Here is a 14,923-nt window from a genome sequence, read left to right as displayed (position 1 = left end):
CCTGGTGCAGGTATTTGCACCGGGGATTTTCTTTTCAGGGTGTTCGCCCATATTATCTTTCCCTCCTGAATTTGCTGCAGGCAATCGCTATTGCCGTTGATTTCTGGATTTTTAGGCACGTTTCATGCTATGTAACTCATTATCAGTAGATTTGTGTAGTAATGTTCCCCTTATACCCCATATCCCATTTTTCTCTATGCTATGATTTCAGGCGTATGAACATGTGGTAAAAGACCGCATCCTGATAATTATCTGATGGCAAGTATTTATTAAACCCAACAAAAATTCCGGACATGAAGAAGATTTTTAAACTAACATTGGCCGTAGCGGCTGTCTTGTGCTCATCTGTTGCTGTAGCTCAAACCCAACAGGGAAACTTAATGGTTGGAGGTGATCTCTCCAGCTTTAACCTCAATTTCTTAGGCGGAGGAAACGGTACTAACTTTGACATGTCTATTACGCCTAAAATAGCGTATTTCATTAAGGACGGATTAGCGCTGGGCGGCTATGCTAATTTTGGCCTGTCAACGCAAAAAGGAGAGGGTAGCGATATTACTTATGGCATAGGCGCCCTGGGCCGCTATTTTTTAGAAGACAAGAATGTACGTAAAATGGAATTTTCCAAAAGAAGCCGCTTTTTTGTAGAAGCAAATGTGGGCTTCGGGGGGGTAAACTATGCAGGCCCCGGCGCCAGCACAAATGGTCTTGACATAGGAGCTGGCCCTGGTATTGCTTATTTTATTACACCCAATGTTGCGCTGGAAGCCCTGCTGAAATATAACCTCACGGTAGGTTTTGGCAGCGCCACTACATCCAACCGCTTAGGCCTGAACGTAGGCTTCCAGGTTTATCTGCCTACGGCCCGTGCCCGTGAGCTGATAAGGGAAGAAACAGGAAAGTAAAAACAATATGCATGGCAAACAAAATGACTAAAGCCCCTGTTCACCGCTGAACAGGGCTTTATTTTCCATTTCCGGGTTAACCACCCGGAATTTTTATTTCAGGGAGATTATAGCTGTTTCCGGCGGATTCTTTCCACAATTGCAGCCTTTTTTGGGCAGAGCGGAACATTATGAAGAGCGGGACAGTACAACCGGTGAACAGGCTGGCTGCTTTTGCATAAACTGAACAAAATGAACGAGTTACATACCATATCGGCTGCCTAATTTTAACCAACAGAATGGTTCATACTGGGAATGCCGAAAACCAGTCAACAGAGTAGGCGCCACCGCATGAAAAACCAGCATTATGGATGTACTGAATGCATTAATTGCCCGTTTGCAGGAGCTGCTCCAATCCTTAGTGGGCGGCCTCTGAGTGATTACTCTCCGTTCAATGGACTGATTATTACAGGGTTTTTAAAGGTCCTGCCTGTCCCCGGCCTTGCCGGTATTGAGGCAGGACCTTAATTTTGTCTGTAATTTTTTCCGGAAATATTTGTCATTTGTATAAAAACAAGTTACCTTTGCCCTCCCAAATTGTAAGGGTAAAACAGAAGTAGTTCATTGCATATGTCTCAGAGAATTAGAATCAAGCTGAAGTCCTACGATCATAACCTGGTAGACAAATCTGCTGAGAAGATCGTAAAAACCGTGCGTAACACCGGTGCCGTGGTAACAGGTCCAATTCCGTTGCCTACAGAAAAGAAAATCTTTACGGTACTGCGTTCCCCGCACGTTAACAAGAAAGCCCGGGAGCAATTCCAGCTATGTACACACAAGCGCCTGCTGGATATTTATACCTCCTCGTCCAGAACAGTAGATGCGCTGAGCAAGCTGGATCTGCCTTCTGGTGTAGAAGTGGAAATTAAAGCGTAGGACATCGGCAAGGTGGGCAAAAGGCCCGCCTGGTTAGATTGATACAACGGGTAAATGAAAATGCAGCGGCTATACAGCAGTATAGCGGTTCAGCATGATCTGTCCCGGCACGTAAAATAGCAACAAACAGGTCACGCCTTCTGGGTGGCCGCCCAATAAATGTATATAAACCGCCCATCCTGGGGAAAGCTAGAACACCCCCAGGCGCTGGGTAAAAATGTATAAATAAATGAAAGGTATTATTGGTAAAAAGATCGGCATGACCAGCATCTTCGAGTCCAATGGCAAGCAAACCGCTTGTACCATTATCGAAGCCGGTCCTAATGTGGTTACCCAGGTGAAATCACCGGAAACTGACGGGTATACCGCTATTCAGGTAGCATTCAGCGACAAGAAAGAAAAACACGCTACCAAAGCAGCAACAAATCACTTCGCGAAAGCAAACACCTCTCCCAAACGTTTTGTAAAAGAATTCCGTAACCCCGATGTAGCAAAAGCGCTGGGTGAAACCATCACCTGCGAAATATTTGCCGAAGGCGATAAGGTTGACATAGTAGGCACCTCCAAAGGTAAAGGTTTCCAGGGTGTAGTTAAACGCCATGGCTTTAGCGGTGTAGGTGAGCAATCCCACGGCCAGCACGATCGTAGCAGGGCGCCCGGTTCTATCGGCGGTTCTTCTTATCCTTCCCGCGTTTTCAAGGGTATGCGTATGGCAGGCCAAACCGGCAATGAAAAAGTAAAAGTAAAAGGCCTGAAAATTCTGAAGATATTCCCTGAAAAGAATTATATCCTGGTAAGTGGTTCCGTTCCCGGCCACAATGGTTCAATCGTTTTAATCCAGAAGTAATTATGCAACTCGATATTTTAAATATAGAAGGTAAGAAAACCGGAAGAACCGTGGAGCTTCCTGAAGAGATCTTTGGTGTAGAGCCTAACAACCACGTAATTTACCTGGCTGTAAAGCAATACCTGGCCGCACAGCGCCAGGGTACGCACAAGGTGAAAACCAGGGCAGAAGTAAAAGGTGCTTCCCGTAAACTGCACAAACAAAAAGGTACCGGCGGTTCCCGTAAAGGCAACATCCGTAACCCGTTATATAAAGGCGGTGGTACCATCTTTGGTCCCAAACCGCATGGTTATGACTTTAAGCTGAACAGGAAAGTAAAGGATCTGGCTAAGATCTCCGCCCTGTCTGCCAAAGCAAAAGAAAACAACATCATTGTTGTAGAAGATGTAAACCTGGATGCACCCAAGACCAAACAGCTCGCTGGTATTCTGAAAAGCCTGAACATTAATGTAGACGGCCGCAAAACCCTGGTGGTAATGCCGGAGTATAACGATAACGTTTACCTGTCTTTGAGGAACATTCCTACTGTAGACGGCGTAGTGCTGGCAGACATCAATACCTATGATATTGTAAACAGCAACTACCTGGTGTTCACGGAAAGCGCTGTAAAAATCTTCACCGAAGAACCGGCTGAAGCATAATTAACTGAATAACAAGCTAACGGCTCGCGCCAGCAGCTTAAAGCAAATAAAGATGAAACTTTCAGACGTTTTAATCAAACCGGTGGTAACAGAAAAGGTGAATAAAGCCACTGAGAAATTCAACCGCTACTACTTCATTGTTGACAAAAAAGCCAACAAGCTGGAGATTAAAAAAGCAGTGGAAGATTTTTACGGCGTAGCCGTAGCAGAGGTAAACACTGCCGTAATGCCCGGTAAAAGCAAATTCCGCTTTACCAAGGCAGGTTTCATTGCAGGCAAAAAGCCCTCTTACAAAAAAGCCATCGTTACACTGGCCGACGGAGAAACAATAGATCTGTATGCTAACATATAGTGCCCTGTTCCCGGCATAAACCCCGGGACAATGGTTGTATATACAGATCACATTATAAACAATAACTAGCAATAAGAACTAGCAATGGCACTGAAGAAGTACAAACCGATCACAGCCGGTACCCGTTGGAAAATAGGCAATGCATTTGCCGAGCTTACCACGGATAACCCGGAAAAAAGCCTCCTGTCGCCTGCCAAGAAAACAGGTGGTAGGAACGCGCAGGGTAGAAGGTCTATGCGCTACATTGGTGGCGGCCACAAAAAGCACTACCGTATTGTAGATTTCAAGCGTGACAAGCAAAATATTCCCGCTACCGTTAAAACTATTGAATACGATCCTAACCGTAGCGCATTCATCGCATTGCTGAACTATGCAGATGGTGAAAAACGTTACATCCTGGCTCCCCAGGGCCTGCAGGTAGGCGCTACCGTAATCAGCGGTGCTGAAGTAGCCCCTGAAGTAGGTAACGCGCTGCTGCTGAAAAATATGCCGCTGGGTACTGTAGTGCACAACATTGAGCTGCAGCCCGGCAGAGGTGGTGCTATTGCCCGCAGCGCCGGCACTTATGCACAGCTGAACGCCAAGGAAGAAAAATATGCATCTCTGAAAATGCCCTCCGGCGAGCTGCGTAAGGTGCTCATCACCTGCATGGCAACCGTAGGTACCGTTTCTAACTCTGACCATGCTTTGCAGTCCATCGGTAAGGCAGGTGCCAACCGCTGGAGGGGTATTCGCCCCCGCAACCGTGGTGTGGCCATGAACCCGGTAGATCACCCGATGGGTGGTGGTGAAGGTAAAGCCTCCGGTGGTCATCCCAGGTCCAGAACTGGTAAATATGCAAAAGGCCTGAAAACCAGGAAGCCGCATAAGAGCTCTGATAAGCTGATCATTACCAGGAAAAACGGCAAGAAATTATAAACAACATCCCACCGCATAAGTTCCGCTAAGGGATAACCGCAGCGGAACTTATAAAGTGGAAATTGGAATCTAAATAAACAGACACAGACATGGGTCGTTCCATTAAAAAAGGTCCTTACGTAGACCACAAATTAGAGCAGAAAGTAGAGAAGATGAATGAAGGCACCAAGCGCACCGTGATAAAAACATGGAGCCGCCGTTCAACCATCACTCCTGACTTTGTGGGCCATACATTTGCGGTGCACAATGGTAACAAGTTCATCCCTGTATATGTAACAGAGTTTATGGTAGGCCATAAGCTGGGTGAATTTGCACCAACCCGCAACTTTAAAGGACACGCTAACAAGAAAATGTAAACATTTTTGATGTATGAAGTAAGAAGTATTACTTCGTACTTCAGGCTTCAAATATCAAACATCAAATAATTAACAATGGAAGCAGTAGCTAAGCTGAGAAATAATCCTACATCTACCCGCAAAATGCGTTTGCTGGCAGATCTGATCCGCGGTCTGGATGTAGAAAAGGCTTTGAATATTTTGAAATTCCATCCCAAGCACCCAAGCGTACCCTTGGAAAAACTGCTGGTATCTGCCATAGCTAACTGGAAAGTGAAGAATGAAGGCAGCCGCGTAGAAGATGCAAACCTGTTTGTAAAAACTATTTTCGTGGATGGCGGCCGTATTCTGAAAAGAATGCGCCCTGCTCCGCAAGGTAGAGGTTACCGTGTCCGTAAAAGAAGTAACCACGTTACTATCATAGTGGATAGCCGTAACGAAACAGTACAGAAATAAAAACTATTCAACTAATAGATAAATAAACCAGGAACATGGGTCAGAAAACAAATCCTATTGGTAACAGGTTAGGTATCATCAGAGGATGGGACTCTAATTGGTATGGTAGCAAAAAGGACTACGCAACCAAGCTGATCGAAGATAATAAGATCAGGACTTACCTGAATGCCCGTATCAACAAAGGGGGTATTTCACGCGTAGTGATCGAAAGAACACTGGGTAAGCTGATCATCACCATCCATACTTCCAAACCTGGTATCATTATAGGTAAAGGTGGTAACGAGGTAGACCGCATTAAAGAAGAGCTGAAGAAACTGACCGGTAAGGAGGATGTACAGATCAACATTCTGGAGATCCGTCGCCCGGAAGTGGACGCCAATATCGTTGCTGAAACAATTGCCAAACAGATCGAAAGCCGCATTAACTACAAGCGCGCTATAAAAATGGCTATTGCTACCGCTTTAAGAATGGGCGCGGAAGGTATTAAGGTGAAAGTGAGCGGCCGTTTGGGCGGTGCGGAAATTGCCCGTTCTGAAGAGATCAAACAAGGCCGTACGCCCCTGCATACTTACCGTATGGATATTGATTATGCTTCCCTGTTTGCCTTAACCGTATACGGTAAAATCGGCATCAAGGTATGGATCTGTAAAGGTGAAGTACTGGGCAAGCGCGACCTGAACCCGAACGTGCTGACCGGCAAGGAAGGTGAAGGCCGTACCGGTGGCCGTGGTGGTGAAAGAGGCGAGCGCGGTGGTGAGCACCGTGGCGGTGAAAGAAGGGACAACCGCGGTGGCGGTGAGAGAAGAGGCGGCGGCGACAGGGGTGGTCGCAGATAAGCTATAAACAATTTTCGATTAACAATTAATAACATATAACAATGTTACAGCCCAAGAGAACGAAACACAGGAAAATGCATAAAGGCCGCATCAAAGGTAACGCCAAACGCGGTGCAGCTCTTTCCTTTGGTACGTTCGGACTTAAAGCATTAGAGCCGAAATGGATCACCGACCGGCAGATCGAAGCTGCACGTGTAGCCTTAACCAGGCACATGAAACGTGAAGGTAACGTGTGGATCCGCATTTTCCCTGATAAACCCATCACAGCTAAACCGCTGGAAGTGAGGATGGGTAAAGGTAAAGGTGCTCCTGATCACTGGGCGGCTGTGGTAAAACCGGGCCGTATCCTGTTCGAAGCAGACGGTGTTCCCTTGCAGGTAGCTAAAGAAGCCATGGAGCTGGCTGCACAGAAACTGCCTATTAAAGTGAAGTTTGTGGTGCGCCACGATTATGTTGCGTAAGCAGGAAACCGATTGCTATCTATAAATAAGTTAACACAGTAAAAAAAATACAGCAATGGCAAAAGTAAAGCTGGATCTGAAAAGCCTGAGCGAGCAGGATCTGAAAGACAAGATCGCTGAGGAGCAACTGCGCTTGAAGAAGATTACGTTTAGTCATGCCATCACGCCGATCGAAAACCCAATGAGCATCCGCTCTTTGAGAAGGGAGATCGCCAGGATGAAAACTGAACTGCATAAAAGAGAGCTGGGCTTTTAATTCCAAACGGGCAGCCGGCAAGCTACCCGTAAAAGCATACAACATTAATTACGCCTTTCTGTAAAAGCAGAAAGGTTTGAAGGGAAAAAATACTTTCAACAATGACCGAAATAAGAAATTTAAGAAAAACCAGGATTGGCGTGGTGTCCAGCAATAAAATGGATAAAACCATCACGGTAAGCGTGGAACGTAAAGTGAAGCACCCGATCTATGGTAAGTTCGTGAAAAAAACTACCAAGTTTATGGCGCACGATGAGAAAAACGAGTGCAGCATTGGCGATACCGTTAGAATAATGGAGTCCCGCCCGCTGAGCAAGAACAAGTGCTGGAGATTGGTAGAAGTGATCGAAAAAGTAAAATAATTCAATTATTGTTTCAAGCTGCAGGCCGGCGCTCCCGGGTGTAGCCGCTGACTAAACAACTTGCAAAACTTAGTACGATGATACAACAAGAATCAAGGCTGAACGTAGCTGATAACAGCGGTGCCAAAGAGGTGCTGTGTATAAGGGTGTTAGGCAACTCCGGCCAGGACTACGCGAAAGTAGGGGATAAGATTGTAGTGACTGTAAAAGACGCAATCCCCGCCGGTGGTGTGAAGAAAGGAATGGTTACCAAAGCTGTAATCGTAAGAACCAAAAACAAGCTGCGCCGTAAAGACGGTTCCTATATCCGTTTTGACGATAATGCCGTTGTATTGCTGAATAACGCTGACGAGCCCCGCGGTACCCGTATTTTCGGTCCGGTTGCCCGCGAGCTGCGCGATAAGGGATACATGAAAATTATCTCTCTGGCTCCCGAGGTGCTGTAAAAAAATAAAAAGTAAAAAAGTAAAGGGTAAAAAGGAACAGAGAGGATAGGAGCAGATTGAGTTACAAAGTTTTAATTTTTAACTTTTACTTTTTTATTTATCTTTGCAGCCCGTTTCACAAAAACGAGGATAAAATTTATCAAGCGAAACAAGGGTTTCGCTTGGCGTTTATAAATAAACAAAAATGAAAACTAGATTCAAGCCTAAGTTCAACATTAAGAAGGGCGACATGGTAGTGGTGATTACCGGTGACGACAAGGACAGGACCAAGCCCCGCAAGGTGCTGGAAGTGCTGGTGGATAAAGCCCGCGTACTGGTAGAAGGTGTTAACATCGTTACCAAGCACACCAAGCCTACTGCACAAAACACCAAAGGTGGTATTGTAAAGCAGGAGGCCCCTATCGCCATTTCTAACGTAATGTTGTGGGACGCGAAGGCTGGTAAACCTACCAGGGTGAACAGGCAGAGAGAAAACGGTAAATTAGTTCGTATAGCTAAAAAATCAGGGGAGGTAATTAAATAATGGCAACTACTACATACATTCCCAGGCTGCAGCAGAAATACCGTGAAGAGGTGAAAGCTGCTTTGATGAAGAAATTCAACTACAAAAGCATAATGCAGGTGCCCCGCCTGGTTAAGATTTGCCTGAACCAGGGTATTAACGGTGCTGTGAGTGATAAAAAGCTGGTAGACATTGCAGTGGATGAAATGACCCGCATCGCCGGTCAGAAAGCCATCCCCACCCTGTCTAAAAAGGATATTTCCAACTTCAAACTCAGGAAAAACATGCCCATCGGCGCCCGCGTTACCCTGCGTGGCACTACCATGTATGATTTCCTGGATCGCCTGGTTGCAGTGTCCTTACCCCGCGTACGTGACTTTAAAGGCGTTAATGAAAAAGCTTTCGATGGCCGCGGTAACTATACCCTGGGCATCACAGAGCAGATCATTTTCCCTGAAATAGATATCGATAAGGTAACTAAAATTGCCGGTATGGATATCACTTTCGTTACAACGGCTACCACAAACGAAGAAGCCTATGAGCTGCTGAAAGAGCTGGGCATGCCGTTCAGGAACATGAAAAAAGACTAATCAGATATTTTAAACCTTATATTATAAAATGGCAAAAGAATCTGTAAAAGCCAGGCAAAGAAAAAGAGAAGCATTGGTAGCCAAGTTTGCAGAAAAACGCGCAGCCCTGAAAGCTGAAGGCGATTATGCAGCACTGGACCAACTGCCTAAAAATGCTTCCCCTGTTCGGTTAAAGAACAGGTGCCAGCTGACCGGCCGTCCTAAAGGTTACATGCGTCACTTCGGCATTTGCCGTAACATGTTCCGCGACCTGGCCCTGGCTGGTAAAATACCCGGCGTAAGAAAAGCAAGCTGGTAAAAATGAATAATTAATAATGAATAGTGAACAATTAATAATATAAGATGCAAGTGTTGCCTGGAAACAGCAACACCTTAATTATTAATTATTAATTGTTAATTCTTAATTATTAATTCACTGAACAATTTTAATTACTGATTCCTATCTAATTACTGATTGGATATCGCATTGTAACAATTTTTAATTTTTTACAAACAATGGTTACTGATCCAATAGCAGACTTCCTGACCAGGATCCGGAATGCTCAAATGGCCAACCACAGGATCGTGGAAATCCCGGCCTCCAAGCTGAAAAAGCGTATCACAGAAATTCTGTACGACAAAGGTTATATCCTGAAGTACAAATTTGAGGAAGACAACAAGCAGGGTGTTATTAAAATAGCCCTGAAATACGATCCTCAGACCAAAGTACCCGCCATCACCGATTTACAACGTATCAGCCGTCCTGGTTTGCGCCAGTATTCCAAACCGGCCGACTTTCGCCGTATTAAGAACGGTCTGGGTGTAGCTATCATTTCTACCTCCAAAGGTGTAATGACCGATAAGGAAGCTAAAGCGCAGAACGTTGGCGGCGAAGTAGTTTGCTACGTTTACTAATATTCAACAGTGTTACGGTTTTGGATCTTTCCGGAACCGTAACTCCCAATATATCAGGGTGTGTCTGACAATTAAGCTTTCTATACGGAGCTGAACACGGAACGCCGGTAGTTATAACAACATAAAACAGCTAACATGTCACGTATAGGGAAAAGTCCCATAAAATTGGCCAGCGGCGTAACAGTAACAGTTTCCCCTGCTAATGAAATTACAGTAAAAGGCCCGAAGGGAGAGCTGAAACGCAGCATTGACCGGGACATTAAAGTAGAGGTGAAAGACGGTGAATTAACCATTACCCGCCCTACAGATCAGATCCGCCACCGTGCCCTGCACGGCCTGTACCGCGCGCTGATCGCCAACATGGTAAAAGGCGTAACCGATGGATTTAAAAAACAGCTGGAGCTGGTAGGGGTAGGTTATAAAGCCACTAACCAGGGTCAGTTGCTGGACCTGTCATTAGGTTACTCTCACAATATTATATTTGAAGTACCCAAGGAATTGAAGGTGAGCACTTTAACAGAAAAAGGCGCCAACCCGAAAATTATGCTGGAAGGTACCGACAACCAGTTATTAGGCCAGGTAGCCGCTAAACTGCGTAGCCTGCGTAAGCCCGAGCCGTACAAAGGTAAAGGTGTTCGCTACAGTGATGAGGTGGTTCGTAAGAAAGCAGGTAAATCTGCAGGTAAATAATTAGTTGCTTATTAAACGCCCGGCAGCATCGGGTGTAAAAACTGAAAACAATGATTACTAAAGAAGCTAAGAGACAGAAGATTCGCTACCGCATCCGTAAAAAGGTGAGCGGTAACGCACAAAAGCCCAGGTTGTCTGTATTTCGCAGCAACAGCGATATTTACGTACAGTTAATAGATGATACCACTGGTACCACCCTGGCGGCTGCCTCTTCCCGCGATAAGGATATAGCGGCACAAAAGGTAAACAAAACTGAAAAGTCTAAGCTGGTGGGCGCTGCCCTGGCTGCCAAAGCCAAAGCAGTAGGGATAACCGCCTGCACTTTTGACCGTGGTGGTTACCTGTATCATGGCCGTGTAAAGGGTGTTGCAGACGGAGCAAGAGAAGGTGGCCTGCAGTTCTAAACTTAATCGTAAATCTGAAATCGTAATTCGCAATCGCAATTAATAAAATGGCAAAAAATTCATTCAATAAAGTAAAGGCCGGTGACCTGGAGTTGAAGGAAAAGGTGGTAGCCATCAACCGCGTTACCAAAACCACTAAAGGCGGACGTACTTTCAGCTTCTCCGCGCTGGTGGTAGTAGGTAATGAGAACGGCGTGGTAGGGCATGGCCTGGGTAAAGCCAAGGAAGTGCAGGAAGCTATTACTAAAGGTATTGATGATGCTAAGAAAAATCTGATCAAGATACCAGTAATGAAAGGCACCATTCCGCACGACCAGCTGGCTAAAGAAGGCGCTGCCAAAGTGCTGATCAAACCCGCTGCCCATGGTACCGGTGTAATTGCCGGAGGTTCTATGCGTGCGGTGCTGGAAAGCGCCGGTATTACCGACGTGCTGGCAAAATCCCTGGGTTCTGCCAATCCGCACAACGTGGTAAAAGCTACTTTTAAGGCACTGGGCCTGCTGCGCGAGCCCATCCAGGTAGCCAAAACCCGTAGCGTGTCCCTGAAGAAGGTATTTAACGGATAATTCCTGCTTATCCAAAGCAAAGAAATTCAACTTATTATGGCAAAGATCAAGATCACTCAGGTAAAAAGTGGTATAGACCGTCCTGAAAGGCAGAAACTGACCTTAAAGGCATTAGGTTTAAGCAAAATGCACTCCTCCGTTGAAGTAGAGGCCACCCCTCAGATCAAAGGCATGGTGCGTAAGGTAGACCACCTGGTAAAAGTAGAGGAAGTGAAAGGCTAAGCCCACTGTGCTCAGTCTTCACTAAATAATCATACTTTTGCCTTGGCATTAATAAAATAACATCTATATTTAAGCGAGCGGTTAATTTCCGCGTAAGTAAAAAAAATTCTCATGAAACCGGGCATGCCAATGTGAGGTGCCATGAGGTCACAAAGAAAAATATTTACGAATGAATCTGCATTCACTGAAACCTGCAAAAGGTGCCGTACATAAAGAGAAACGCCTGGGTCGTGGGGAAGCTTCCGGTAAAGGTGGTACTTCTACAAAAGGTAATAAAGGTCATCAGTCCCGTAACGGTTATTCCAGCAAAAAAGGCCATGAAGGTGGTCAGATGCCTATCCAGCGCCGTTTGCCCAAACGTGGTTTCAAAAGCATTGATCCCGTAGAATATACGATATTTAACATTGGTCAGCTGGATCACCTGGTTGAAAAATATGGTTTGCAGGATTTCTCAGTCGATAACCTGTACGCTAACGGCCTGGTGAACAAAACTGCCAAAGTAAAACTGTTAGGCCAGGGAGATCTGAAAGCCAAAGTAACTGTAAAGGTGAACGCCATCAGTGAAAAAGCCAAACAGCTGGTTGAAAAAGCTGGTGGGTCTGTAGAACTGGTATAAGACTTTACGATAGAGAAGGCGCCTACGGAGTAGTGCGTCTTTTCGAATTTAATAGCGCTATTAAACCTTTATCTTCCTGTGAAGAAATTTATTGAAACAATAAAGAACATCTGGAGCATAGAAGACCTGCGTAACCGCATTATTACTACCTTGCTCCTTACGTTGGTTTACCGGGTTGGCTCTTACATTGTGCTGCCTGGTATTGATGCGAATGCCCTGCAGCAGTTTTCCGAGAAATCCAACCAGGGCATTCTGGGGCTCTTCAACATGTTTGCAGGTGGTTCTTTCTCCCGTGCATCCATATTTGCATTGGGTATCATGCCCTATATCTCCGCGTCTATCGCTATTCAGCTGCTTACGATTGCTGTACCTTATTTCCAGAAACTGCAGAAAGAAGGGGAAAGCGGCCGTAAAAAGATTAACCAGTACACCCGTTTGTTAACCGTGGTAGTAACCGGTTTCCAGGCAAGTGCATACGTGGCTTATCTGAAAAATCAGTCCGGTGGCGCTATCATGCCGCAATACAGCGCATTCCTTTTCTGGCTCTCCACAACGGTAGTGTTAACAGCAGGTACCCTGTTTGTTATGTGGCTGGGCGAAAAGATCACGGATAAAGGTATTGGTAACGGTACCTCTCTTATCATCATGGTCGGCATTCTTGCCCGCCTGCCGCAGGCGTTAATACAGGAGTTCTCCTCCAAAACAACAGAAGGCGGCGGCGGTTTGCTGTTATTCCTGATTGAGCTGGCTGTATTTATTATTATAACTATAGGCCTCATATTGCTGGTACAGGGTACCCGTAAGGTACCGGTAAACTATGCCAAGCGTATTGTAGGTAACAAGCAATATGGCGGTGTACGCCAGTTCATTCCCCTGAAGGTGAATGCAGCCGGTGTAATGCCCATCATCTTTGCACAGGCCATTATGTTTATACCGGCAACGGCTATAGGTTTTGCCACTTCTTCAGAAAGCGCTTCCGGATTTATCCGTATATTCAGCGATCATACCAACGGGTGGTATAACGTGATATATGCAATACTGGTAGTGGTATTCACCTATTTCTATACCGCTTTGATCTTCAACCCTAGCCAGATGGCAGAAGAAATGAAGCGGAACAACGGTTTTATACCCGGCGTAAAACCCGGTAAAACTACCGCTGATTACATTGGTGCAGTAATGGACCGTATTACCCTGCCCGGCGCCTTTTTCCTGGCCCTGGTAGGTATTATGCCCGGACTGGCCGCTGCATTGCATATCAACAGTAACTTTGCCTCCTTCTTTGGCGGCACCTCCCTGCTGATTATGGTAGGGGTAATACTTGATACCCTGCAGCAGATAGAAAGCCAGCTGCTGATGCGCCATTACGATGGCCTTATGAGCGGCGGCCGTATCAAAGGCAGAACAGCACCCGCTAACGTGTAGGTAATTATTTGATTATAAAGGCACAAGGTCAGAAGGCAGTACGCAAAAGCGCGCACCTTTTGACCTTGTGACATTGTGACCATCAGGAGAACAACATGATCCATTATAAGAGCAAAGAGGAAATAGAGCTGATGCGCAAAAGCGCCTTACTGGTAAGCGCCACGCTGGAAACAGTTGCCGCGGCGTTAAAGCCCGGCATGAGCACCCTGGAAGTGGATGAACTGATTGACCAGTTTATCCGTGATAATGGGGCCATTCCTTCCTTTAAGGACTACCGCGGCTATCCCAAAAGCAGCTGTATTTCTGTAAATGAAGAGGTGGTGCATGGCATTCCCAATGCCTATGTGCTGAAAGACGGCGATATTGTATCGGTAGATGTGGGTGTTTACCTGAACGGTTTTCACGGAGATAGCGCCTATACCTTTGCCATTGGAGCGGTAAAGGAAGAAGTATTGCAGCTGATGGCGGCAACCAAAGCAGCTTTATATAAAGGCATTGAAAAAGCCGTGGTGGGCAACCGGATCGGCGATATTGCCTTTGCCATCCAGGAGTATGCCGAAAAAGAGCGGGGCTACGGTGTTGTAAGAGAGCTGGTAGGCCACGGGTTGGGCAAACACCTGCATGAAGATCCGCAGGTGCCTAACTACGGTAAACGCGGAAGCGGCCCTATGATGAAGGAAGGGCTGGTTATAGCCATTGAGCCCATGATTAACCTGGGCACCAAGGAAGTATCCTACCTGGATGATGGCTGGACAGTAGCTACCCGCGATGAGCAGCCCTCTGCCCACTTTGAGCATACAGTAGCCGTGCGTAAAGGCCAGGCCGATCTGCTCTCCAGCTTTGCCGGTATTGAGAAGGCCGAAAAAGCTAACAGTGCATTGAATACTAATTACTAATAAATAACAGATAGTTAATTGTTGTTGAGTGGACCGTATAGTGGAGCCGTTATAAATAAAGATATATGCGCGGAAAATATTGATTATTTGGCACTCATAACAATTAATTTCGGGATTTTTTTAGATTTCAAAAGATAAATGCTATCTTTGCAGTCCTAAAAATTTTTATGGCAAAACAGGCACTCATTAAACAGGATGGAATTATACTGGAAGCCTTGTCAAACGCTATGTTCCGCGTAAAATTGGAGAATGGGCATGAGATTTTGGCTACCATTTCTGGAAAAATGAGAATGCACTATATAAGAATTTTGCCCGGTGATAAGGTAGGAGTGGAAATGAGCCCGTATGATTTATCGAGAGGAAGGATCATCTTCCGTTATAAATAAAGAAGGGT

At 45.7% G+C, this 14,923-nt stretch carries 25 protein-coding genes; all 25 read left to right on the top strand.

Translation table 11 applies throughout. The features are described 5' to 3' along the window. The first annotated feature begins 293 nt into the window (after window positions 1–293). The 25 genes from VFS25_RS07360 (at window position 294) to infA (ending at window position 14,915) form a co-directional block, all read left to right on the top strand. Window positions 294–902 carry a hypothetical protein gene (locus VFS25_RS07360; protein WP_326461479.1) on the top strand — a complete coding sequence of 203 codons (609 nt, stop codon included), beginning with the start codon at window positions 294–296 and terminating at the stop codon, window positions 900–902. Between the two features lie 609 nt (window positions 903–1,511). Beyond that, window positions 1,512–1,817 (top strand): 30S ribosomal protein S10, encoded by a 306-nt coding sequence (gene rpsJ, locus VFS25_RS07355; RefSeq protein ID WP_012789286.1) that lies wholly within the window; start codon window positions 1,512–1,514, stop codon window positions 1,815–1,817. Window positions 1,818–2,046: 229 nt separating this feature from the next. After that, entirely contained in the window at window positions 2,047–2,664 is a 618-nt protein-coding gene (gene rplC / locus VFS25_RS07350) for a 50S ribosomal protein L3 (RefSeq protein ID WP_326461478.1), read from the top strand. A gap of 2 nt (window positions 2,665–2,666) precedes the next feature. Continuing rightward, window positions 2,667–3,305: a 50S ribosomal protein L4 gene (gene rplD, locus VFS25_RS07345; protein WP_326461477.1), complete on the top strand. Its 639-nt coding sequence runs from the start codon at window positions 2,667–2,669 to the stop codon at window positions 3,303–3,305. 52 nt (window positions 3,306–3,357) lie between these two features. After that, entirely contained in the window at window positions 3,358–3,657 is a 300-nt protein-coding gene (rplW, locus tag VFS25_RS07340) for a 50S ribosomal protein L23 (RefSeq protein WP_089918380.1), read from the top strand. Between the two features lie 84 nt (window positions 3,658–3,741). After that, window positions 3,742–4,575: a 50S ribosomal protein L2 gene (rplB, locus tag VFS25_RS07335; protein ID WP_326461476.1), complete on the top strand. Its 834-nt coding sequence runs from the start codon at window positions 3,742–3,744 to the stop codon at window positions 4,573–4,575. 89 nt (window positions 4,576–4,664) lie between these two features. After that, window positions 4,665–4,931 carry a 30S ribosomal protein S19 gene (gene rpsS / locus VFS25_RS07330; protein WP_326461475.1) on the top strand — a complete coding sequence of 89 codons (267 nt, stop codon included), beginning with the start codon at window positions 4,665–4,667 and terminating at the stop codon, window positions 4,929–4,931. Between the two features lie 75 nt (window positions 4,932–5,006). Next, window positions 5,007–5,366 (top strand): 50S ribosomal protein L22, encoded by a 360-nt coding sequence (rplV, locus tag VFS25_RS07325; RefSeq protein ID WP_326461474.1) that lies wholly within the window; start codon window positions 5,007–5,009, stop codon window positions 5,364–5,366. Between the two features lie 35 nt (window positions 5,367–5,401). Beyond that, window positions 5,402–6,202 (top strand): 30S ribosomal protein S3, encoded by an 801-nt coding sequence (rpsC, locus tag VFS25_RS07320; protein ID WP_326461473.1) that lies wholly within the window; start codon window positions 5,402–5,404, stop codon window positions 6,200–6,202. Between the two features lie 41 nt (window positions 6,203–6,243). Continuing rightward, complete coding sequence (gene rplP / locus VFS25_RS07315; protein WP_298741870.1) at window positions 6,244–6,663, top strand: 50S ribosomal protein L16; 420 nt, start codon at window positions 6,244–6,246, stop codon at window positions 6,661–6,663. Window positions 6,664–6,718: 55 nt separating this feature from the next. Continuing rightward, the gene (gene rpmC, locus VFS25_RS07310) at window positions 6,719–6,919 is read left to right on the top strand and encodes a 50S ribosomal protein L29 (RefSeq protein WP_326461472.1); all 201 of its coding nucleotides are present in this window, start codon (window positions 6,719–6,721) and stop codon (window positions 6,917–6,919) included. Between the two features lie 101 nt (window positions 6,920–7,020). After that, complete coding sequence (gene rpsQ, locus VFS25_RS07305; protein ID WP_326461471.1) at window positions 7,021–7,281, top strand: 30S ribosomal protein S17; 261 nt, start codon at window positions 7,021–7,023, stop codon at window positions 7,279–7,281. Window positions 7,282–7,358: 77 nt separating this feature from the next. Beyond that, a complete protein-coding gene (gene rplN, locus VFS25_RS07300) occupies window positions 7,359–7,727 on the top strand; it encodes a 50S ribosomal protein L14 (protein ID WP_326461470.1) in 369 nt (122 codons plus the stop codon). A gap of 184 nt (window positions 7,728–7,911) precedes the next feature. Further along, window positions 7,912–8,250: a 50S ribosomal protein L24 gene (gene rplX, locus VFS25_RS07295; protein ID WP_326461469.1), complete on the top strand. Its 339-nt coding sequence runs from the start codon at window positions 7,912–7,914 to the stop codon at window positions 8,248–8,250. 17 nt (window positions 8,251–8,267) lie between these two features. Continuing rightward, the gene (gene rplE, locus VFS25_RS07290) at window positions 8,268–8,819 is read left to right on the top strand and encodes a 50S ribosomal protein L5 (RefSeq protein ID WP_349256387.1); all 552 of its coding nucleotides are present in this window, start codon (window positions 8,268–8,270) and stop codon (window positions 8,817–8,819) included. A 28-nt stretch (window positions 8,820–8,847) separates the two neighbouring features. Next, a complete protein-coding gene (rpsN, locus tag VFS25_RS07285) occupies window positions 8,848–9,117 on the top strand; it encodes a 30S ribosomal protein S14 (RefSeq protein ID WP_326461467.1) in 270 nt (89 codons plus the stop codon). A 197-nt stretch (window positions 9,118–9,314) separates the two neighbouring features. Continuing rightward, window positions 9,315–9,713 carry a 30S ribosomal protein S8 gene (gene rpsH / locus VFS25_RS07280; RefSeq protein WP_326461466.1) on the top strand — a complete coding sequence of 133 codons (399 nt, stop codon included), beginning with the start codon at window positions 9,315–9,317 and terminating at the stop codon, window positions 9,711–9,713. Window positions 9,714–9,848: 135 nt separating this feature from the next. Next, window positions 9,849–10,403, top strand: a complete 555-nt coding sequence (gene rplF / locus VFS25_RS07275; RefSeq protein WP_326461465.1) for a 50S ribosomal protein L6 — start codon at window positions 9,849–9,851, stop codon at window positions 10,401–10,403. Window positions 10,404–10,444: 41 nt separating this feature from the next. Further along, a complete protein-coding gene (rplR, locus tag VFS25_RS07270) occupies window positions 10,445–10,807 on the top strand; it encodes a 50S ribosomal protein L18 (protein WP_414647704.1) in 363 nt (120 codons plus the stop codon). Between the two features lie 47 nt (window positions 10,808–10,854). Then, window positions 10,855–11,373 (top strand): 30S ribosomal protein S5, encoded by a 519-nt coding sequence (rpsE, locus tag VFS25_RS07265; protein ID WP_326461463.1) that lies wholly within the window; start codon window positions 10,855–10,857, stop codon window positions 11,371–11,373. Window positions 11,374–11,409: 36 nt separating this feature from the next. Further along, window positions 11,410–11,595, top strand: coding sequence for a 50S ribosomal protein L30 (gene rpmD / locus VFS25_RS07260; RefSeq protein ID WP_326461462.1), 186 nt, complete (start codon window positions 11,410–11,412; stop codon window positions 11,593–11,595). Window positions 11,596–11,764: 169 nt separating this feature from the next. Then, the gene (gene rplO, locus VFS25_RS07255) at window positions 11,765–12,211 is read left to right on the top strand and encodes a 50S ribosomal protein L15 (RefSeq protein ID WP_326461461.1); all 447 of its coding nucleotides are present in this window, start codon (window positions 11,765–11,767) and stop codon (window positions 12,209–12,211) included. 78 nt (window positions 12,212–12,289) lie between these two features. Further along, window positions 12,290–13,633 (top strand): preprotein translocase subunit SecY, encoded by a 1,344-nt coding sequence (gene secY, locus VFS25_RS07250; protein WP_326461460.1) that lies wholly within the window; start codon window positions 12,290–12,292, stop codon window positions 13,631–13,633. Window positions 13,634–13,728: 95 nt separating this feature from the next. Further along, window positions 13,729–14,529: a type I methionyl aminopeptidase gene (gene map, locus VFS25_RS07245; protein WP_326461459.1), complete on the top strand. Its 801-nt coding sequence runs from the start codon at window positions 13,729–13,731 to the stop codon at window positions 14,527–14,529. A 167-nt stretch (window positions 14,530–14,696) separates the two neighbouring features. Beyond that, on the top strand, window positions 14,697–14,915 hold the full coding sequence (infA, locus tag VFS25_RS07240; protein WP_012789309.1) for a translation initiation factor IF-1: 219 nt from the start codon (window positions 14,697–14,699) through the stop codon (window positions 14,913–14,915). Window positions 14,916–14,923 lie beyond the last annotated feature (8 nt).

The sequence above is a fragment of the Chitinophaga sp. genome (assembly GCF_035761305.1).
Taxonomy (GTDB): Bacteria; Bacteroidota; Bacteroidia; order Chitinophagales; family Chitinophagaceae; genus Chitinophaga.
Note: the sequence above shows the minus strand (reverse complement) of the source record. Positions and strands in the feature narration are given on the sequence as shown.